Annotated in this window: 23 protein-coding genes; 16 read left to right on the top strand and 7 right to left on the bottom strand. The window is 63.9% G+C overall.

The genetic code is table 11. The annotated features are described in order from the left end of the window. From Q8R73_RS15455 to Q8R73_RS15445, 3 genes are all read left to right on the top strand, one after another. Positions 1-366, top strand: a 366-nt coding sequence (locus tag Q8R73_RS15455) for a Crp/Fnr family transcriptional regulator (RefSeq protein ID WP_305720419.1), incomplete at its 5' end; no start/stop codon positions are given. Between the two features lie 13 nt (positions 367-379). Further along, complete coding sequence (locus Q8R73_RS15450) at positions 380-1,261, top strand: DUF6537 domain-containing protein (protein ID WP_305720418.1); 882 nt, start codon at positions 380-382, stop codon at positions 1,259-1,261. Between the two features lie 269 nt (positions 1,262-1,530). Further along, positions 1,531-2,301: an outer membrane protein gene (locus Q8R73_RS15445; protein ID WP_305720417.1), complete on the top strand. Its 771-nt coding sequence runs from the start codon at positions 1,531-1,533 to the stop codon at positions 2,299-2,301. A 75-nt stretch (positions 2,302-2,376) separates the two neighbouring features. Here Q8R73_RS15445 and Q8R73_RS15440 read toward each other — a convergent pair whose 3' ends face one another. Next, entirely contained in the window at positions 2,377-3,774 is a 1,398-nt protein-coding gene (locus Q8R73_RS15440; RefSeq protein ID WP_305720416.1) for a TAXI family TRAP transporter solute-binding subunit, read from the bottom strand. Between the two features lie 398 nt (positions 3,775-4,172). Between Q8R73_RS15440 and Q8R73_RS15435 the strand changes: the two genes are divergently transcribed. Continuing rightward, positions 4,173-4,523 (top strand): DUF3307 domain-containing protein, encoded by a 351-nt coding sequence (locus tag Q8R73_RS15435; protein ID WP_305720420.1) that lies wholly within the window; start codon positions 4,173-4,175, stop codon positions 4,521-4,523. Positions 4,524-4,670: 147 nt separating this feature from the next. Next, on the top strand, positions 4,671-5,078 hold the full coding sequence (locus tag Q8R73_RS15430) for a hypothetical protein (RefSeq protein WP_305720415.1): 408 nt from the start codon (positions 4,671-4,673) through the stop codon (positions 5,076-5,078). Positions 5,079-5,129: 51 nt separating this feature from the next. On the opposite strand, the gene Q8R73_RS15425 is transcribed toward Q8R73_RS15430, so the two are convergent. Next, on the bottom strand, positions 5,130-5,450 hold the full coding sequence (locus Q8R73_RS15425) for a YkgJ family cysteine cluster protein (protein ID WP_305720414.1): 321 nt from the start codon (positions 5,448-5,450) through the stop codon (positions 5,130-5,132). Between the two features lie 54 nt (positions 5,451-5,504). Continuing rightward, on the bottom strand, positions 5,505-6,203 hold the full coding sequence (locus Q8R73_RS15420) for a YafY family protein (RefSeq protein ID WP_305720413.1): 699 nt from the start codon (positions 6,201-6,203) through the stop codon (positions 5,505-5,507). Positions 6,204-6,421: 218 nt separating this feature from the next. On the opposite strand from Q8R73_RS15420, the gene Q8R73_RS15415 reads away from it, so the two are divergent. Then, positions 6,422-7,150 carry a glutathione S-transferase family protein gene (locus tag Q8R73_RS15415; protein ID WP_305720412.1) on the top strand — a complete coding sequence of 243 codons (729 nt, stop codon included), beginning with the start codon at positions 6,422-6,424 and terminating at the stop codon, positions 7,148-7,150. Positions 7,151-7,153: 3 nt separating this feature from the next. On the opposite strand, the gene Q8R73_RS15410 is transcribed toward Q8R73_RS15415, so the two are convergent. Next, a complete protein-coding gene (locus Q8R73_RS15410) occupies positions 7,154-7,783 on the bottom strand; it encodes a pyridoxamine 5'-phosphate oxidase family protein (protein ID WP_305720411.1) in 630 nt (209 codons plus the stop codon). A gap of 120 nt (positions 7,784-7,903) precedes the next feature. Here Q8R73_RS15410 and Q8R73_RS15405 point away from each other — a divergent pair, with 120 nt between their 5' ends. Next, on the top strand, positions 7,904-8,797 hold the full coding sequence (locus Q8R73_RS15405) for a LysR family transcriptional regulator (RefSeq protein WP_305720410.1): 894 nt from the start codon (positions 7,904-7,906) through the stop codon (positions 8,795-8,797). 3 nt (positions 8,798-8,800) lie between these two features. Here Q8R73_RS15405 and Q8R73_RS15400 read toward each other — a convergent pair whose 3' ends face one another. After that, the gene (locus Q8R73_RS15400) at positions 8,801-9,220 is read right to left on the bottom strand and encodes a PaaI family thioesterase (RefSeq protein ID WP_305720409.1); all 420 of its coding nucleotides are present in this window, start codon (positions 9,218-9,220) and stop codon (positions 8,801-8,803) included. 259 nt (positions 9,221-9,479) lie between these two features. Next, on the bottom strand, positions 9,480-10,649 hold the full coding sequence (gene pobA, locus Q8R73_RS15395; protein WP_305720408.1) for a 4-hydroxybenzoate 3-monooxygenase: 1,170 nt from the start codon (positions 10,647-10,649) through the stop codon (positions 9,480-9,482). 136 nt (positions 10,650-10,785) lie between these two features. Here pobA and Q8R73_RS15390 point away from each other — a divergent pair, with 136 nt between their 5' ends. The 9 genes from Q8R73_RS15390 to Q8R73_RS15350 all read left to right on the top strand — a co-directional run bounded on the left by Q8R73_RS15390 (position 10,786) and on the right by Q8R73_RS15350 (position 19,741). Then, positions 10,786-11,802, top strand: a complete 1,017-nt coding sequence (locus Q8R73_RS15390; protein WP_305720407.1) for a TRAP transporter substrate-binding protein — start codon at positions 10,786-10,788, stop codon at positions 11,800-11,802. Between the two features lie 78 nt (positions 11,803-11,880). Continuing rightward, a complete protein-coding gene (locus tag Q8R73_RS15385) occupies positions 11,881-12,393 on the top strand; it encodes a TRAP transporter small permease (protein ID WP_305720406.1) in 513 nt (170 codons plus the stop codon). Between the two features lie 5 nt (positions 12,394-12,398). Next, positions 12,399-13,715: a TRAP transporter large permease gene (locus Q8R73_RS15380; protein ID WP_305720405.1), complete on the top strand. Its 1,317-nt coding sequence runs from the start codon at positions 12,399-12,401 to the stop codon at positions 13,713-13,715. Positions 13,716-13,719: 4 nt separating this feature from the next. Next, the gene (locus tag Q8R73_RS15375) at positions 13,720-14,181 is read left to right on the top strand and encodes a DUF3237 domain-containing protein (protein ID WP_305720404.1); all 462 of its coding nucleotides are present in this window, start codon (positions 13,720-13,722) and stop codon (positions 14,179-14,181) included. Positions 14,182-14,406: 225 nt separating this feature from the next. Then, on the top strand, positions 14,407-15,216 hold the full coding sequence (locus Q8R73_RS15370) for a crotonase/enoyl-CoA hydratase family protein (protein WP_371126104.1): 810 nt from the start codon (positions 14,407-14,409) through the stop codon (positions 15,214-15,216). Between the two features lies 1 nt (position 15,217). Further along, a complete protein-coding gene (locus tag Q8R73_RS15365) occupies positions 15,218-17,092 on the top strand; it encodes a feruloyl-CoA synthase (protein ID WP_305720402.1) in 1,875 nt (624 codons plus the stop codon). 36 nt (positions 17,093-17,128) lie between these two features. Continuing rightward, the gene (locus Q8R73_RS15360; RefSeq protein ID WP_305720401.1) at positions 17,129-17,890 is read left to right on the top strand and encodes an SDR family NAD(P)-dependent oxidoreductase; all 762 of its coding nucleotides are present in this window, start codon (positions 17,129-17,131) and stop codon (positions 17,888-17,890) included. Between the two features lie 191 nt (positions 17,891-18,081). Beyond that, the gene (locus Q8R73_RS15355) at positions 18,082-18,501 is read left to right on the top strand and encodes a thioesterase family protein (RefSeq protein ID WP_305720400.1); all 420 of its coding nucleotides are present in this window, start codon (positions 18,082-18,084) and stop codon (positions 18,499-18,501) included. Between the two features lie 88 nt (positions 18,502-18,589). Then, the gene (locus Q8R73_RS15350; protein WP_305720399.1) at positions 18,590-19,741 is read left to right on the top strand and encodes an ABC transporter substrate-binding protein; all 1,152 of its coding nucleotides are present in this window, start codon (positions 18,590-18,592) and stop codon (positions 19,739-19,741) included. Between the two features lie 208 nt (positions 19,742-19,949). Here the strand turns inward: Q8R73_RS15350 and Q8R73_RS15345 are convergent. After that, the coding region (locus Q8R73_RS15345) for an ABC transporter ATP-binding protein (RefSeq protein WP_305720398.1) at positions 19,950-20,394 on the bottom strand (445 nt) is incomplete at its 5' end.

The raw sequence follows: 20,394 nt of genomic DNA, 5'->3' as shown, positions 1-20,394 counted from the left end.
TGCACCACCGGCGAGGTGCTGTTCTACAAGGACGAAAAGGCCGAGGACATGCTCTACATCGTCTCGGGCCGCTTCAAGCTGGTCGAATCCGGCATCGAGCTGCCGGTCGGCGCCATCGTCGGCGAGCTCGGCATGCTGTCGCCATCGAACATGCGAACCCAGACGCTGGAATGTACCGAGGCCGGTCTCATCCTCAGCGTCAGCTACACCAAGGTCGAGGAACTTTACGTGCAGAATCCGGAATTCGGCTTCTACTTCCTTCGTCTGGCCAGCGCCCGGCTGTTCGAGAACATCGCGAAGCTGGAGGAGAGGCTGGCGCAGCAGGCCGCCGCCGCGCCGGCGCTCGCCGCGCCGAAGTCCGCCTGACAGGCGGATCGGAGTGGCAAGCTTCCTGTCCTCGCTGCGCTACCTGTTCTCCGATTTCATCGGGGAGGGCGACGGCACGCCGCCGTCGCTGCCCCCCGGCCTGCCCGAGAGCGTGGAGCCCGTGGTCAGCGAGGGCATTCACCTGCTGATGGACTATCAGGGCGCGCGCTATGCGAGGCTCTATGTCGACCGGCTGCGACGGTTCATCGGCAAGCCCGGCGTCGACGAGGCGATGTTCGGCGAGATCGCGCGGCTGATGGCGATGCGCATGAGCTATCAGGACCCGATCCGGATCGCGCAGCTGAAGCTCGCCGAACTGAATCCCGGCGCCGGCGGTCCGCCGGCCCGGACGCCCGACGACATCAGGAAATTCCGGCTGGATGAACTGGTCGAGGCGCTCCCCGCGGCGATCGCGGGGCCTGTTCTCGGGCTCCTCGAACGCCGGGGCTGGGTGCGCAAACAGGTTTCGATCCGCTTCAGCACCAGGAACCGCTGGAGCATTCTCCGCCTCAAGATCGAAGCGTCGCTGCGGCGCTGGCGGCGGTTCTCGATCCGCTATGCAAGGGAGCGGGTCTGGGTCGAGCGCTGGCTGCACATGATCGATCGCGCGCTGACCAGGCAGCCCGAGGCCGCCGCTGCGATCGTGCAGACCGCGACCATGGTGCAGGGCTACGGCGCCACCTGTCGCCAGGGCCTCGCCGACTGGCATGCGATCATCGACGGCCTCGCCAAGCCGACCTTCGACGGCGTGCTGCCGCTCAAAAATCTGGCCGGCGCCGTGGCGGAGGCCCGCGCCGCCGCCGCGCCCGATCCGAGGCAGGCCGCGCTGAAGCGCACCATCGCGGAAATCAGGGCCCGCGCGCTGGCGGCCGGGGAAATCGCCGGGGCGGGCTGACTTCAGTCCGGCGGGGCGGGAAGGGCGAATCGGAAAAACGCGGATTTCAAGGTAACTGGAGACTTAAGGCCCGGAAGTCGCACGCGGACCATATCCGGGGAAAGCCAATTTGGTCGGATTCCGTGCGGAATCGAAGGCTCACTATTGCAGAAATGTCGCAGCGCCCCGGCAATGTGCATCGTCAGGCGAGCGAGCCGCGGGTTTTACTTGTTTCGACCCGCAACCTGGTTTCATTAGGGTCATCGAATTCATTCCAAGGGGATTTTTCCATGCAGTCCAAATTTATCGCGCTTCTCAGTGGAGCCGCGTTGAGCCTCGGTCTCGTGACTGCTGCCTCGGCAGCCGACATGGCCGCCCGTCCCTACACCAAGGCGCCCGCCCCGATGATCGCCGCGATGTATAACTGGAGCGGCTTCTACGTTGGTATCAACGGCGGTGGCGGCTGGAGCCGGAAGTGCTGGGACGCCACCTCGGTGCTCGGCATCGCCGTCGTTCCGAGCGTTGCCGAAGGTTGCCACGATGCCTCCGGCGGTACGGTCGGTGGTCAGGTTGGCTACCGCTGGCAGGCCGCCGCTTGGGTGTTCGGTCTGGAAGCCCAGGGCAACTGGGCCGATTTCAACGGATCGAATGCGAGCCTCTTTCTCCCCGGCGCCTCGAACCGCTCGAAGATCGACGCGTTCGGCCTCTTTACCGGTCAGGTCGGCTACGCCTTCAACAACATGCTGCTCTACGTGAAGGGCGGCGCCGCCGTTACCAACGACAAGTACGATGGCTTTGTCACCGCCACGAACGTGGTTTTCGACACCGGCAGCGAAACCCGCTGGGGCGCCTCGGTCGGAGTCGGCGGCGAATTCGGCATCACGCCGAACCTGTCGCTCGCGATCGAGTACAATCACCTGTTCATGGGTGATCGCGATATCGCCTTTACCGCCGTTGCGGTGCCACTTGCCTCCCGCACGGATCGGATCAGCCAGGACGTCGATATTGTCACCGCCCGCCTCAACTACCGCTTCGGCGGCCCGGTTGTCGCGAAGTACTGATCGGATCGGGTAGTTCCAGTATCCCATCCCGAGCAATCTGAAAGCCCCGGCATCGTCCGGGGCTTTTTTGCGTCGCTACGCGCCATGCGCCTTCTTGACGATCACCACATTGTCGTCCTGGCCGCCGCGCCGCTTCAGGCTCTTGCGCCGCATGCTGAGTTCGTCACGCACGAATTGATAGCCGAGCTTGAACGTCTCCAGACCGTCGGTCGAGATGGTGCCGTCGCGCAGCCCGATCACCGCGCCCCGGAGAATGGTTTCGAGTTCGTCCTGCAGCGCGTCGAGCGCCTCCATCGAGGTGGCATGCTCCATCCGCTCGCCGATATCGAGGATGGCGGTCGCCAGTTCGCTGGCCTTCTCCGGCGCCACGCGGGTCACCTTGGTGTAGAGCGCGACAAAAAGCGATCCGATGATGCTGAGTGCCGCGACGGCGAGATAGGCGAGGTCGCTGTAGCGGTCGACGAAGGACTTGGTGTCGTCGTTGATGTAGTCCGTGGCGCCCTGATGCGCGACGATGAAGGCGTCCTTTTCGATGCTCGCCGGTTCGATCCTGGAGGCGAAGCCGCTCTCCAGCGCAAGCTCGGCCTTGTTCTCGTAGATCGCTCGCGCGAGATTTCCCGCGATCGCGGTCGACAGCCGGGATTGCGCCACCAGAAGCCACTGCAGCCCGACCGTATCGATGTCCGCCCCGGGGATCGCGGGCGAAGACGACAGCAATCCTTCGGCCAACGTTTGCTCGGTAAGGCCGGGATATCTCCGGACCAGCGCCTTCGACTCGCTGATGTCGTTCAGGGTCAGTCCACCGCGCCTGATCTGCTGCTCGATGCTCCGGTCCCTCAGCATCCGGGAGACCGAGGCAATCGCGATCACCGCGCCATAGCCGCCCGGCGCCAGCAATTTATCCAGGGTCGAAGCGGGCGGTGCCAACTGGAGCCGCGCCGCAGCGGCCGGATCGTCGGAAGCGCCGAGCAGGCGGCGGACGAAGCCGGGACCGCCGTCGCCGTCGGCCACCACCGCGAGCTTCCTGTTCTTCAGGTCCGCGAGCGATCGGATCTTCCTGCCGGCGGGGCTGATCAGCAGCACCACGTCGTTCTCCAGGATCGCAATGGCGCGCGCGCGGGGCGGGACTTTGGCGTCGGTGCGCAGCACCGCGAGATCCGCCTGCTTGCGGTCGAACTGGGCCAGCGCCCCGGCATTGTCGGGATTGGCTACGATCTTGATATGCAGCCGCGAATTGGTGGTCTTGAGCAGGGTGGCGAGCCTGGCGGCGAACCGGGCTTCCGGGCCGTCGGCTTTGCCGACCGCGAACACCAGCGTTTCGGAATTCAGCCAGACCCGGGAGCCCCACACCGTCGCGATCGTCAGTATCACCGTCAGCGCGGCAAAAAGCAGCATCTGCCTGCGGTTGCTTTTGGCGAGCCGGGCACGCGCGGGGGGCGTTGCTGCCTGCGGCGGAGAAATTTCTGCGCTCATGGCCGATATCCGGGCCGGGGCACCGCCTCAAATTGGCTTCGCGAAGCCCGGCGAGATCGTAAAAAGATAAAGAAGAACGACATTTTATTAGTTCAGGGATGATAGCCCGCTGCCGGCAGATTGCAAATCAGGCCGGCCGGTAACCCTACCGGCGGCCCCGACTGCCGGCGCGCCCGATCTATCGCCGTTAGGCCACACCTCGGGATTTTCGAACCGCCCACAGGTGCAATCCGACACAGGAGATGTCATAAATGACAAATACCGGTCGAATTGTCCGGGTTTGAGAAGAGTTGCGCTGAACGCCTCCGCTCCGTCCCGATCAGTCCCAGCAAAGGGCGTCAGCTTTGTTGTTTCCCACCATGTCGTCGTCGGTCCCGGTAGGTGCGCTGGTCGGGTGGATGGTGCTTCTCACCGTGAAGCACGTCATCGCGGATTTCGTCCTGCAGAATTCCTGGATGGCGATCGGCAAGGATCAGAAAACCGGCTGGGCGCTGCCATTGCTGGCGCACTGCCTGGTGCATTTCGCGGTGGCCATGACCCTGATTTTGATCATCGCGCCGAAGTTCTGGTTCGTCGCCGTGATCGACTTTCTCATTCACATCACGATCGATCGCGCCAAGGGGCTTTGCACATCCACCTTCGGCGTGACCTACGAACATCCATGGTTCTGGACGCTGATCGGCGTCGATCAGGCGCTGCATCATCTCACCGGCTTCGGCCTCGCGATCTTCATGGCGGCGAACGGCTGATCTCGCCCGCGCCGGGAACGGCGGCGCGAATCAATTCGGGCATACGACCGATTGGGCAAGGTCAAGATACCCGTGTGACTACAGGTGCCCTTGGTTAACCTTTCGTTAGAAGTTTGCACTGCATCCTTGCGGTCAGGGAGAACTGCCATGTTTTCAAGCCGCGACGCCTACGAAAACGATTTCTGCCCGGTCCGGGATGAATTGCTTGGCGAGATGTACCGGGCCAACGAAAACGGCCTGCCTGTGCTGGTGGAAAGCGTTTCCTCCGACGTCCGGGCCATGCTGGCGCTGTTCTGCTATCGCAGGAGCCACCTGCACTCGCTGGCGCTTTCGATCGCCGCAAGCTGCAGCGAACGCGAGTTGATCCAGCTCGGCGGCCGCGTTGGTTCGACGCTCTACGCGCTGTCCCGCGAAACCCCGACCAGCCGCGCCGCGCCGTCATCCTCCTACGGCAACCGCAAGCCGATCACGCTTTCGACCAAGCCGCTGAGCACCTTCTCGCCGGTCGAGGACGAACTTGACGACGAAGAATTCGCGCAAGCCGTGACGGCGTAAGCACGCAGCTTCCCGGCTGTCGTCCTGCGTTCGCAGGGACGCTTCATGCAATCAAGTCAATACTGCTAACCCATGCCTCTTCCGCGCCATGTCGCATTCGACATCGCCGGGCATGCAGGTTCGGCAGACTTCGGGCCGCATGGCATAGATCCCGCACGCGGTCGCGACCCCGACCTTGCCGGACAGCGCCGAGCAGCGGTCGCCGTCGCAGCGCATTCCCGACAATCGGTCGTTGACGAATTTTTCCGGAATGAGATCGAGCGCCGCGTCGTCCTCGATCGTGAAGCGGGGCCAGTTCGACGAATACGAACAGCACGCACCGCAGGCCTGGCAAGGGCCGTCGGCATACGCGGCTGGATCGATGGTCTCCATGGGTTCGTTTAGCGCGGAATGGCGCGGGCGGCCAGCGGGCAGGCTGCGATCCCGTCAGGCGTCGCTCGGCGGTTCCCAGACCAGGCTCTGCCGCCATTTCGCCCGCAAGGCGTCGCGCCGTTCCGGATATTTCTCGTCGAGGTAGACCGCGTCGACGACACGGTCGGTGCGAAAGCTGCGAAAATCCTTGCGCAATTCGCACCACGCCGCCAGCAGCCGCACGGCTTCGAGATAGCCGATCGCGATCGGCCAGATGATGCGTTCGCTGTCGCGGCCGTGTTCGTCGCGATAGCAGAGCGCGATCTTCTTGCCTTCATGGATATGCGCGCGCGCCCGCGACATGTCGATGCGGTCGGGCTGCCTGTTCCAGGCCGAGCGGGCGCGGCTGGCGGGCTCGAGCACGAAGGGCCGCAGCCGTTCCGGCACGGTGTCGGCGATCTTGGCCATCAGGTCCGCGGCGGCTCTGGCCAGCACCGGATCGGCATGGCCGGCCACCCATTGCGCGCCGAGCACAGCCGCCTCGATTTCGTCGGGCGTGAGCATCAGGGGCGGCATGTCGAAGCCCTTCTCCAGGATGTAACCCATGCCGGCCTCGCCGCGGATCGGCACCCGCTGTTCGATCAGGGTGGCGATGTCGCGGTAGATCGTGCGCTTCGAAGTCTCCAGCTCGGCCGCGATGGCGTCGGCTGTCAACGGCTTCCGGTTGCGCCGGAGCACCTGAATGATCTGAAACAGCCGGTCCGCGCGCCTCATGGTGAATCTCTTTTTGTGATGCGGCCTCGTCGATGCTGACAGCAGGTTGGCAGCAGGGGGTCAGTACACCGGGACAACACTCCAACGAAGAGGATTTTGTCCATGATGATTCTTTACGGCCTTGATCTCTGCGCCGCGATGTTGCCGCTGCTGACACCACGGTGGCAGCAGGGGGTCGATAGCCTGAAACGACTGCTCGGGAAATCGGGAGCCTCGACATGATTACGCTTTATGGCTTTGGCGCCGGCTTCGGTCTGCCGGAAATCAGCCCGTTTGTGACCAAGACCGAGGTCCAGCTGAAGATGGCCGGGCTCGACTACCGCAAGCGAAAGGCCATGCCGCCGGCTTCTCCCAAGGGCCAGCTGCCCTATGTCGACGACGAGGCCGAGACGATTGCCGATTCCACCTTCATTCGCGCGCATATTGAAGGCAAATACGGTTTCGATTTCGATGCGCCCCTCAGTTTGCAGGCGCGTGCGCAGGCCTGGGCCTTCGAACGGATGATCGAACATCACATCTATTGGGCACTGGTCGGCGCGCGCTGGGTCGATCCCGAGAATTTTACCAGGGGGCCTGCACACTTCTTCGATGCCGTGCCGGAGCACCAGCGCGAAAGGATTCGCGAAGACGCGCAATTCCGCGTCGCCGAGAACTATTTGCTGAGCGGCCTCGGCCGCCACGCGCCGGACGAAGACATCGATCTTGCGGTTCGCTCGGTGTTTGCGCTGTCGGTCCAGCTCGGCGACAAGCCCTATCTGATGGGAGACTCGCCATGCGGCACCGATGCCACCGCCTTCGGCGCGCTGGCCGGGATCCTGACGCCCTACTTCAGCTCGCCGCTGCGTGAGCGGACCGAGCACTTCCGCAATCTGACAGACTATGTCGATCGCATGATGCAGCGGTACTATCCGGATTTCGTCTGGCGGGCGCAGCGCGAGGCAGCGTGAGGTCTATCGCGCCGGAGAGGGCGGGGCCCTAAGCGCCGCCAGTTCCGCTTCCAGTTCCGCGATGCGGCTATCGCGCACGGCCAGCGCCGCCGCCACGTCGGCGGCGTCGAACTTCTGCGGGATGTGCTGCGGGCAATTGGTGTCCCATGCCGATATCTTGAACAGGATGACCTGTTCGGGCCGCGCCTTGTAACCGGAGGACGTCAGCGACGTCAGAAGCGCCGGATCGTCATCCACGATTCGAGCCTCGCCCCAGATCTTGACGCGGCGGCGATGCGCATAATCCATCACGAAGATGTAGGCTCTCGGATTTTCCGACAGGTTGCCCTGCGTGATGTATTGCCGGTTGCCGCTGTAATCGGCGAACGCCAGCGTGTTCTTGTCGAGGATTTTGACGAAGCCTTTCGGGCCGCCGCGATGCTGGATGTAGGGCTGGCCGTCTGCGGTACTGGTGGCGAAATACAGGCTGTTGGCGTCCGCCAGGAACGCCGTGAGGTTTTCGTCGACTTCGGTGCGCCAGCCGCCACGCTGCTCGACACGGGCATAGGCGTCGCGAGATCCCTTGCGGGCCTGTATGGCCTTCACCGCCGGGGTGAACGCCACGTCGCTGGAATGAATGAGCGTGTCTGACATCGAAAGCTCCTGAAGTGTCCGGACGGCGAAACGTCGTCTTCGTCCCCAAATATGGCTGTTTCCTAATATTGAACAATTATCCAGATTGACACTTCATCATTGCGATATATGAAATAATACATGGATCGTATCGACGCCATGCAGGCCTTTGTCGCGGTGGCCGATCTCCGGGGGTTCGCTCCGGCGGCGCGCAAACTGGGGCTGTCGCCGTCGGGCGTGACGCGGCTGATTGCGGCGCTGGAGGATCGTCTCGGCGCCCGGCTGTTGCAGCGGACCACCCGGTCGGTGACGCTGACCGATGCCGGCGCGCGCTATCTGGCGCGGATCAGACCCATTCTCGCCGATGTGGAGGAAGCCGAAGGCGCGGTGGAGGGCGAACGCACCCGGCCGAGCGGACGGTTGACGGTCTCGGCCCCTGTCGGATTCGGGCGCCTGCATGTCAGCCCGGTGATGTCGGCCTGGCTGGAGCGCTATCCCGAGGTGACCGCCGAACTGCGGCTGTCGGACCGCATGATCAACCTGGTGGAAGACGGCGTCGACCTCGCCGTCCGGATCGGTCACCTCGCCGATTCCAGCCTGGTCGCCCGCCAGGTCGGCGAGATGCGGCGGATCGTGGTGGCTTCCCCGGGCTACCTCAAGGCGCATAGTGCGCCGAGGACGCCGGAGGCCATTGCGTCGCACGCGACCATCCAGTTCGGTGCCACGGCGGCCTCGCCGGACTGGCGCTTTGTCGAAGCCGGCCGCGATATCCGCGTCGCCTGCACGCCGCGATTCCTGACCAACAGCGCCGATGCCGCGCTCCAGTATGCCGAGCAGGGCGGCGGCCTGACCCGGGTGCTGGCCTATCAGGCCGCCGACGCGGTCAAGGCCGGCCGCCTGAAAATCGTGCTGGCGAAGTTCGAAGCGCCGCCACTGCCGATCCACATCGTCTATCCGACCTCGCGGCTGCTGTCGGCCAAGGTGCGCAGCTTCATCGATCTCGTGGTCGACATCAGCGACTGGCAATTCGGCTGACGATCATGCCTTCTTCGGCACCACGCGGAACGTCGCATTGGCGCGCGCGATCACGGCGTCGTCCGCCTTGACGAAACACTGCGCGAAGCAGAGCGTGCTGCCGGTCTTTATGACGTCGGTTTCGACCGCGAGCCACTGCCCGATCTGGGCGCTGCTGATGAAATCGATCGACATGCTCACGGTTACCAACGAGTAGGCGCCGCGCAATTTGTGGCCGCAACTGTGTCCCATCGCCTTGTCGGTCAGCGCGGCGATCAACCCGCCATGGGCGAAGCCGCGCGCGTTGGTATGTGGCGTAGCCAGCCGCAGCCCGAGGATGATCGCGTCAGGCGTCTGCTTCGAATAGATCGGCTCCCACGGATCGGTCAACGGACTGGGGCGGGACTGGCGTTCGAAACCATCGGGGATATCGGTATTGGTCATGCGGTGCTCCATTCCGCCATTGAACGCGCTTTCGTTACGCAATGCACCGCCTACAAAGTTTTAAACGGGATTCGCGTGGGCGTTTGAAACGACATGCGCGCGCTTACTTCGAAACAAAATCGTCATCACCCGCGCAGGCGGTGATCCCGTATCCCAGAGGCGGTCAATTGAATCGAGGAACCGGAGCGTACTGGGTCACCCGCCCGCGCGGGTGACGACATAAGTTAGTGACGTGACGGCCGTTACCGATGTCGAACGCCTAATACGGCAGGCCCACGTAATTCTCCGCCAGCGACGCCGTCGCCGCCTGCGAACCCACCAGATAGTCCAGTTCCGCCAGCTGAATTCGCGCGCCGAAATCGCCCTGGTCGGGAAACTTGTGCATCATCGCGGTCATCCACCACGAAAACCGCACCGCCTTCCAGACCCGCGCCAACGCCCGCGCGGAATAGGAGTCGATGCCGGCAGAGGACTTCTCGTCGTAATATTCGCGCAGCGCATGCGACAGAAATCGCACGTCGCTGGCGGCGAGGTTGAGCCCCTTGGCGCCAGTTGGCGGCACAATATGGGCGGCGTCGCCGGCCAGGAACATTCGTCCGAACCGCATCGGCTCGGCGACGAAGCTGCGCAAGGGCGCGATGCTCTTTTCGATCGAGGGCCCGGTGATCAGTTTATCCGCCGCCTCCGGGTCCAGCCGCTGCTTCAGTTCATCCCAGAACCTTTCGTCCGGCCATTGATCGACATGGTCGTCGAGCGAGCATTGCACGTAATAGCGGCTGCGGCGCATCGAGCGCATGGTGCACAGCGAAAAGCCCCTGGCGTGGTTGGTGTAGATCAGTTCGTGGCTGACCGGCGGCGTGTCCGACAGGATCCCGAGCCAGCCGAACGGATAGATTCGTTCGAAGGTCTGGATAGCAGAAGGGTCGATGCTGGCGCGGCTGACGCCGTGAAATCCGTCGCAGCCGGCGATGAAATCGCAGGCAATTTCGTGGGTGACGCCGTCCTTGACGTAGCTCACCCGCGGATGATCGGTGTCGAAGCCCTGCGGCTTGACGTCGGTGGCTTGGTAGACCGTAGCGAGGCCGGCTGCCTTGCGGGCGTTCATCAAATCGAGCGTCACCTCGGTCTGGCCGTAGATCATCATGGTCTTGCCGGTGGCGGCCTTCAGGTCGATGCGGTGGCGCCCGCCGCCGAAGGCGAGCTCCAGACCTTCATGGACCAGGCCCTCGCGGTGGGCGCGCGCGCCCGCGCCGGCTTCCTCGAGCAGGACCACGGTTCCTTCCTCGAGCAGGCCGGCGCGGATGCGGCTGAGCACGTAGTCCGGCGTCTGGCGCTCCAGGATGACGTTGTCGATACCGTAAGCGTGCAGCAGTTGCCCGAGCAACAAACCCGCCGGTCCCGCGCCAATGATGGCTACTTTTGTCCTCAAACCTTGCCCCCCCGACTATTATACGCTTCAACCAAAGCTGCGGACGCCACCGCGCGTCTTGCAATGATAATTATATCATATAACAATATCCGCAAAGGGCCATTGAAGCCCCGGAAGCATGAGGGAGACGATGTCGATGAGGAAAACGTTCTTGGCGTTGCTGATGGCCGCCAGCGTGACGCCCGCGTTCGCGCAGGAAAAGACCTTCGAACTGAAGCTGTCGCACTGGGTGCCGGCGTCGCACCCGCTGCAGAAGGCGCTGGAAGACTGGGGCAACGCGGTCGAAAAGGAATCCGGCGGCACCATCAAGTACAAGGTCTTTCCGGCGCAGCAGCTCGGCAAGGCTTTCGACCATTACGACATGGCGCGCGACGGCATCGCCGACGTCACCTACATCAACCCGGGGTATCAGCCCGGCCGCTTCCCGATCATCGGAGCCGGCGAGCTGCCGTTCCTGATATCGGACGCCAAGGGTGGATCGATGGCGCTGGACGCCTGGTACCGGAAATATGCCGAGAAGGAGATGAAGGACGTCAAGTTCTGCCTCGGCTTCATCCACTCGCCCTCCACCTTCCATTCCCGCACCAAGAAGATCGTGGTGCCTGACGACATCAAGGGCATGAAGATCCGCCCCGCCCACGCCACCATGGCGAATTACGTGACCTCGCTCGGCGGCACCAACGTGCAGTCATCGGCGCCGGAAGTCCGCGACATCATCGAGCGCGGGGTGGCCGACGCCGTCACCTTCCCGTGGGGATCGGTGCTGCTGTTCGGCATCGACAAGGTGACGAAATATCACATCGAGGCGCCGATCTACGTCACGACCTTCGCCTTTGTGATGAACAAGGACAAATACAACCAGATGTCCGACCGCCAGAAGAAGGCGATCGACAATAATTGCTCCACCGAGGCCGCCGGCCGCGTCGGCGAACCCTGGGGCGTGTACGAGAACTCCGGTGTCGAGAAAATCAAGGCGCTGCCCGGCCATGAGGTCTACAAGCTGACTCCGGAGCAGACGGCGCTGTGGAAGAAGGCCTCGGAGCCGCTGGTCAAGACCTGGTCCGACAATGTCAAGAAGGCCGGCGGCGACCCGGATGCGGCGATGAAGGAGCTTCGCGCCGAATTGACGAAGAACAACGCGCTGGCGCAGTAACGACGCCTTATCGACGCGGCGGCGGGATGCTCCCGCCGCCGTTTCCCTTGCAACACCTGAAGGCGGCGTGGGGCGGAAATGAAGCGCGCTTCGATGGATCGTTTCATCGATACGATCGAATGGATCGCGGCGGCGTTTGTCGGCATCGTCGCCGCCAACATCTTCATCGCCGTGCTGCTGCGAAATATCTTCAGCTATTCGATCCCCGATTCCTTCGATATCGGGCGCATGCTGCTCGGTATCCTGATTTTCTGGGGCATCGCCGCCACCAGCTATCGCGGCACGCATATCACCGTCGATCTGGTGTGGGCCAATGTCGGGCCGCGCTACCAGCGCTGGATCGACATCTTTGCCACGCTGGTGCTGCTGTTCGTGGTGGCGGTGCAGACCTGGACTCTGTTCGACAAGGTGCATGGCACCTACAAGGATAATGTCCTCACCTTCGATATGGGCATGCCTACCTGGCCATTCTTCGCGGTGGCGTGGGCCGGCGATGCTGCCGCGGTGCTGCTGATCGCGGTCCGCACCTGGCGTTTGATTTTCAGTCCGGAACTGATGCACGACGATCCCAAAATCAAGCCCGTGGAGTAGACGGCATGAGTACCGACGCCGTCGCCGTCCTCGGATTTGCCGCGCTGTTCGCGCTGATGCTGCTGCGCGTGCCGGTGGGCATGGCGATGGGGCTCGTCGGCGTCACCGGCTTCGGCTACCTGGTCGGGTTTTCCCCGGCGCTGAAGATGGTCGGCCAGACCTCGATGCGCACGGTGACCGACTATACGTTCGGCGTGATTCCGATGTTCCTGCTGATGGGGGCGTTCGTCACCAATTCCGGGATGAGCCGCGAACTGTTCCGCGCCGCCAACGGGTTCGTCGGCCATTTGCGGGGTGGGCTGGGCATCGCGACGGTCGGCGCCTGCGGCGGCTTTGCCGCGATCTCCGGTTCGTCGGTCGCGACCGCCGCGACGTTTTCCGCCGTCGCCTATCCGGAGATGCGCCGTTTCGGCTATCCGCAATCCTTCGCCACCGGCGTGATCGCGGCCGGCGGCACGCTCGGCGCCATGTTGCCGCCGTCGACGGTGCTGGCGGTCTACGGCATCATCACCGAGCAGGACATCGGCAAGCTGTTCATGGCCGGCATCATTCCAGGCCTGCTCGCCATTGCCATGTACATGCTGACCATCGCGCTGATCGGCTGGCTCCGGCCGGGCTTTCTGCCGACCGGCCCGCAGACCAGCTGGCGCGAGCGGTTCGCCGGCCTGAAGGATATCTGGGCGCCGGTGCTGCTGTTCATCTTCGTCATCGGCGGCCTCTACGGGCTGCCTTACCTGCCGCGCTTCACGCCGACCGAGGCGGGCGGCGTCGGCGCTACCGGCGCGTTCCTGATCGGCGTGCTCACCGGACGGCTCGACAAGGAGAAAATCCTCAACTCGCTGCTGCAGGCGACCCGCACCGCCGCCGCGGTATTCACGATCCTGATCGGCGCGCTGATCTTCGGCTATTTCCTGACGGTGACGCAAACCCCGCAAAAGGTGACGGAGCTTCTCACCGGCCTCGGCCTCGGGCCCTACGGCGTCCTCGCGCTCATCATGGTCATGTATCTGGTGCTGGGGTGCCTGATGGACGCGATGGCCATGATCATCCTGACCGTTCCGATCATCTTCCCGGTGATCATCCATCTCGGCTTCGATCCGATCTGGTTCGGAATCATCGTCGTGATGACGGTGGAACTCGGCCTCATCTCTCCGCCCGTGGGCATGAATGTGTTCGTCATCAAGAGCGTGATCCCCGATGTATCGTTCTCGACGATCTTTCGGGGCGTGATGCCGTTCGTCTTCACCGACCTGATCCGGCTGGTGATCCTGATTGCCTTTCCGATACTGGCGCTCTGGTTGCCGCAGCGCATGATGGGATAGTTCGATGACACCGGAGCTCGCGACCAGGTATGTCTTCACCCTCACCGTCCGTATCGGCGAGGTGACATCGGCCGGTGAGATCGGTCACGGCGTGCGCCGGATCATTCCGATTTTGGGCGGCGAGGTGCGCGGCGAAAGCGTCAATGGCAGGATCTGCGCGTTCGGCGCCGACTTCCAGATCATCCGGCCCAACGAGCTGATCGAGCTGGAGGCGAAATACGCCTTCGAGACCGATGACGGCGCGGTGGTCTATGTCGAGAACCGGGGCATCCGCTTCGGCCCGGTAGACCTGCTGCAGAAGCTGAAGCGCGGCGAGGCCGTCGACCCCGAACTGATTTATTTTCGCACCGTGCCGAAATTCGAGACCGGCGCCGAAAAATACCGATGGCTGATGGAAAACCTGTTCGTCGGCTCCGCCGCGCGCCACGCCGACCGCGTCGTCATCGACGTGCATCAGGTGCTGTGAATCTTCTTACCCTTCCCTGGAGGGGGAGGGTCGACGCGCGTGTAACGCGCGGGCGGGGTAGGGCGAAAGTCTTTCACTCGAACGCTGCCTGAGTTGGGAGACCGTCACCCTATCCCGTCTCGCATCTTGCGATGCGAGACGACCCGCCCGCTCCAGGGGAGGGTAAGAGGATTGACTCCCTCCAAATTCGTTATAAAACATAACTATTCTCGACAGGACGTAAAAATAGCCATGGGAAACGCCGCACCTGCCGCGACCGCCGAGCGGTCCGCGCTGCTCCAGATCGAGACGGTGGGCGCGGTCATGACCGTGGGTCTCAACCGGCCGGCCAAGCGCAATGCGCTGAATGACGGCATTATCCTCGCGATCCAGGATTGTTTCTCCGATTTGCCCGAGAGCGTCGGCGCGGTGGTCATCCACGGCATCGGCGATCATTTCTCGTCGGGTCTGGACCTGTCGGAATTGACCGAGCAGGATGCCAGCGAGGGCCTGCGGCATTCGCAGATGTGGCACCGGGTGTTCGATCGCATCCAGTACAGCCGCGTGCCTGTCATCGCCGCCCTCAAGGGCGCGGTGATCGGCGGCGGGCTGGAGCTTGCCTGCGCGGCGCATATCCGGGTCGCCGAGCCCTCGGCCTATTTCGCGCTGCCCGAGGGCCAGCGCGGCATTTTCGTCGGCGGCGGCGGGTCGGTGCGGCTGCCGCGGCTGATCGGAGTCGCCAGGATGACCGACATGATGCTGACCGGGCGGGTCTATTCGGCGACCGAGGGGTCCGCCTATGGCTTTACGCAGTATCTGACCGAAGCAGGCGGCGCCCTGCCGAAGGCGATGGAACTGGCCGAGCGTGTCGCCGCCAACGCGCCGTTGACCAATTTCGCGGTGCTGCAGGCGCTGCCGATGATCGCGGAAGCCAATCCGCAAACCGGCCTGTTGATGGAATCGCTGATGGCGACGGTGGCGCAGAGCGACAAAGAGGCCAAGCGCCGCATTCGTGATTTTCTCGACCGCAAGACCGCAAAGGTGAAACCTGCCTGACATGAGCGCCACGCCCCACATGTCGATGGCGACCGGAGCCGGCACTGCGCCGCTGCGGCCGATCTCGTTCGGCGATCCCGCCGTAACGATCGAGCGTCGGGATGACATCATCTATCTCAGGCCCAAAACGCCGCTCGGCGACTATCCGGTCCGCCTGACCGATCGCCTGCATCATTGGGCCGGGGCGGAGCCCGATCGCGTGTTCATGGCGGAGCGCGAAGCCGGCGGCGGCTGGCGCCAGATCAGCTACGCGCGCCTGCTGGTTGCGGCCCGGCATATCGCCTCTGCATTGCTGGCGCGCGGGTTGTCCGCCGAGAAGCCGATCGTAATCCTTTCCGGCAATTCGGTCGATCACGCGTTGCTCGCATTCGGCGCGCTCTATGCCGGCATACCCTTCTGTTCGGTGTCGCCGGCCTATTCGCTGGTGTCGAAGGATTACGGCAAGCTCGCTTACCTGATGAAGCTGTTGACGCCCGGACTGGTGTTCGCCGACGACGCCGGCAAATTCGCCGATGCGCTGTCAGCCAATGTTCCCGATGGAATCGAGATCGTGGCGTCGCGCGGCACCGTGCCGGGCCGCGAGGTGACGATGCTCAGCCAGTTGCTCGCGACGCCGGAGCATCCCGGCCTCGATGCCGCGCACGACGCCATCGGCCCGGATACCATTGCCAAGTTTCTGCTGACCTCGGGCTCGACCGGCAATCCGAAGGCGGTCATCAATACCCAGCGGATGATCTGCGCCAACCAGGTGATGCTGCGCGAGACGCTGGCGTTCCTGAAGGACGAACCGCCCGTGATCGTCGACTGGCTGCCCTGGAACCATACCTTCGGCGGCAACCACAATATCGGCCTGACGCTGTTCAACGGCGGCTCGATGTATCTCGACGAGGGCAAGCCGATGCCCGGCGGCATCGAGGAAACCGTGCGCAATCTCGCCGAGATTTCGCCGACGGTCTATTTCAACGTGCCGAAGGGCTACGAATCGCTGCTGCCGTATTTGCGTGACGACAGGGCACTGCGCGCCAAATTCTTTCACCGCCTGCATGCGATGTTCTTCTCGGGTGCGGCATTGTCGCCGTTCGTCTGGAACATGCTGGACGAACTCGCGGTCGCTGAAACCGGCTACCGCGTGCCTGTCCTGACCGGCCTCGGCGCCACCGAGACCGCGCCGTTCTTCATGTCGGTCAAACCCGCTACCAGCCGGTCCGGCCATGTCGGACTCCCGGTTTCCGGCAACGACGCGAAACTGATCCCGAACAACGGCAAGCTCGAGGTTCGCGCCAAGGGTCCCAACGTCACGCCGGGCTATTGGCGGCAGCCGGAACTGACCGCGGCAGCGTTCGACGAGGAAGGCTTCTACAAGTTCGGCGATGCGCTGAAGCCGGTCGATCCCGATGATTTCGGCAAGGGTTTCGATTTCGACGGCCGCATCGCCGAGGATTTCAAGCTCGCCAGCGGCACCTGGGTCAGTGTCGGTCCGCTGCGCGCGCGCCTTGTCGCGGCCTGTGCCCCCATGGTGCGCGACGTCGTGATTGCCGGCATCAACCGCGACGAGATCTCGGCGCTGGTCATTCTCGATCTCGACGGCTGCCGCCTGATCAATCCGACGCTGCCGGTGGACGACCTTGCCGGCACCGCTTCCGATCCGCTGATCCGCGAGGCGTTTCGCGAACGGTTGACCAGGTTCCTGGCGAGCGCGACGGGATCCTCGACGCGGATCACGCGCGCCGTCCTGCTCGATACGCCGCTGTCGATCGACCGCGGCGAGGTCACCGACAAGGGCTCGATCAACCAGCGCGCGGTGCTGGACCACCGCAGCGGGCTGATCGACCTGCTCTACTCGCCGACGCCGCCACCCCATGTGATCGCGCTTTAACCCGTTACCAGGAACAAGTTTGCCAGGGAGAAGACCATGCAGTTGAAGGATCAGGCCGCCATCGTCACCGGAGGTGCGTCGGGGCTGGGCGCTGCGACCGCGCGCCGGCTGGCTGCTGGCGGCGCAAAGGTTGCGGTATGCGACCTCAATGCCAAGCTCGCGGAGACTCTCGCTGCCGAGATCGGCGGCGTCGCGGTAGTGTGCGACGTTTCGGATGCCGCCTCGGCGGAAGCCGCTGTCGTCGCCGCCTCCAAGGCGCACGGCCCCGCACGCATCCTGGTCAACTGCGCCGGCATCGGCGTGGCCAAACGGGTGGTGGGCCGCGACGGCCCGATGCCGCTCGCCGATTTCGACAGGGTGATCAAGGTCAACCTGATCGGTTCCTTCAACATGCTGCGGCTGGCCGCCGCCGAGATGGCCAGGCTGGAGCCGCTGTCGACCGGCGAGCGCGGTGTCGTGATTTCGACCGCATCGGTCGCGGCCTATGACGGCCAGATCGGGCAGTCGGCGTATTCGGCCTCGAAGGGCGGCATCGTGGCGATGACGCTGCCGATCGCGCGCGAACTGGCGCAGTTCGGCATCCGCGTGCTGACCATCGCGCCCGGCCTGTTCCTGACGCCGCTGCTCGGTGGATTGCCGCAGGAAGCCCAGGACTCGCTCGCCGCCGCGATCCCGTTCCCGCACCGCCTCGGCCACGCCGACGAATTCGCCTCGCTGGCGCTGCACATGATCGACAACCCCTATTTGAACGGCGAGGTGGTGCGGCTCGATGCCGCGCTCCGCATGGCGCCGAAATAGGTCTCGTGAACATGGAATTGCGTCGCGCCGCATATCCTTCTTCACCTCTCCCATCGGGAGAGGTCGGATCGCGTAGCGATCCGGGTGGGGGGTTACGACATAGGTCGAACACCGTAACCCCTCACCCCAACCCTCTCCCGATGGGAGAGGGGGGTCACCGTCTTTGCCGCTCCGTAGGGGTTCCGTAAGCCATGTTCGTCCACAGGCGCGACGTGCAGATCCAGTGGGGTGACTGCGACCCCGCCAACATCGTCTATTACCCGCGCTACTTCGCGATGTTCGACGATTCGACCTCGATCATGTTCGAGGCCGCGGGCTTCTCGAAGCAGGACATCATCCATAAATACGGCCTTGTCGGCATTCCCATGGTCGATACGAGGGCGAAATTCCACATCGCCTCGACCCATGGCGACTGGATCGCGATCGAAAGCCGGATCGAGAGTTTCGGGCGTTCCAGCTTCGAGGTGACCCACAAGGTGTTCAAGGGCGAGGCGCTGGCGATCGAGGCGTTCGAGACGAGGGTGCTGGTCGGACGGCACCCGGACGATCCGGGCCGGCTGAAATCGGCGCCGATGCCGGAGGAAATCATTGCGAGGTTCAAGCGGGGCTGACTTGTGCAGGCCCATCGCCTAAAGAAGGGCTGAACAATCAGCCTGAGTTTGATCTAGGTTGGATAACAACACTCAAAGGGAGGAAACGATGAACAAGTTCTACCTGTCGGCCGCGGTCGTCGCGGCGTCGCTGACGCTGCCGGCTCTGCCTGCAATGGCGCAGGCCAATGAAATCGTCATCGGCATCACCGTAACCACCACCGGCCCCGCCGCGGCGCTCGGCATTCCCGAGCGCAACGCCCTCGAATTCGTGCCGAAGGAAATCGGCGGCGTGGCGCTCAAGGTGATCACGCTCGATGACGGCGGCGACCCGACCGCGGCCACCACCAATGCCCGGCGCTTCGTCACGGAGTCAAAGGCCGACATCATCATGGGGTCGTCCACCACCCCGCCGACGGTCGCGGTCTCCACCGTCGCCAACGAGGCCGGCATTCCGCATTTCGGCCTGGCGCCGTTCCCGATCACGCCGGAGCGCGCCAAGTGGTCGGTAGCGATGCCGCAGCCGATCCCGATCATGGGCAAGGTGCTGTACGAGCACATGAAGGCGAACAAGGTCAAAACCGTCGGCTATATCGGCTATTCCGATTCCTACGGCGACCTCTGGTTCAACGACTTCAAGGCGCAGGGCGTGCCCATGGGCATGACGATCGCCACCGAGGAGCGCTTCGCACGCCCGGACACTTCGGTTGCCGGCCAGGCGCTGAAGCTGGTCGCCGCCAATCCCGATGCGATCCTGATCGGCGCATCCGGCACCGCGGCGGCCCTGCCGCAGACCACGCTGCGCGAACGCGGCTACAAGGGCCTGATCTATCAGACCCACGGCGCCGCCAGCATGGACTTCATCCGGATCGCCGGAAAGGCGGCCGAGGGCGTCATCATGGCGTCGGGTCCGGTGATGTCGCCGGAAACCCAGCCCGACAGCGCGCTGACCAAGAAGCCGGGCCTCGCGCTCAACACCGCCTATGAGGCCAAATACGGCCCCAACAGCCGCAGCCAGTTCGCCGGGCACTCCTACGACGCCTTCGAAATCCTCAAGCGCGTCATTCCAGTGGCGCTGAAGGCCGGCAAGCCCGGCACGGCGGAATTCCGCGAGGGCATCCGCAAGGCGCTGCTGAGCGAAAAGGACATGGCGGCGAGCCAGGGCGTCTACAACTTCACCGAAAAGGACCGCTACGGCCTCGACGATCGCTCCCGCATCATCCTGACCGTGAAGGACGGGAAGTACGTTCCGGCGAAGTAGGCAACACTGTCATCACCCGCGAAGGCGGGTGATCCAGTACTCCGTGGTGCCTGAGGTTGATCTCTCTGTCACGGTGTACTGGATGCCCCGCCTTCGCGGGGCATGACGGCAGTAAGATGAAATCGTAGGGTGGGCAAAGCGAAGCGTGCCCACCAATTCGGCGACACAGAAGAAGGGTGGGCACGGCGCAAGCGCGCCTTTGCCCACGCTACTTTTCCAGATCCTTCTCGCCCTCGTGCGCGAACCCGAGATAGCTCGCCGCCACCCGCGTATTGGTGGCGATCTCCGCGGCCGGGCCATTCAGGATGAACTCGCCGAGCTCCATCACATAGGCGCGATCGGCGATCTTCAGCGCGGCCTGGGCATTCTGCTCGACCAGCAGCACCGAGACGCCGGCGGCGCGCAATTCGCCGATGGTTCGAAAGATGTCGGCCACGATGATCGGCGCGAGGCCGAGGCTCGGCTCGTCCAGCATCAGGAGTTTGGGGGCGCCCATCAAGGCCCGGCCCATCGCCAGCAATTGCTGCTCGCCGCACGACAGCGTGCCGGCCAGTTGCTTGCGCCGCTCCGTGAGCCGCGGAAACAGCGTGTAGACCCGCTCGAACGAGTGCGCCGCGACGGCCTTGGCGATCCGGAAGGCGCCGAGCTGCAGA

It is taken from the genome of Bradyrhizobium sp. (assembly GCF_030697065.1).
Classification (GTDB): Bacteria; Pseudomonadota; Alphaproteobacteria; order Rhizobiales; family Xanthobacteraceae; genus Bradyrhizobium.
The sequence above is the reverse complement of the archived record's forward strand: the minus strand, read 5'-3'. Positions and strand labels throughout refer to the sequence as shown.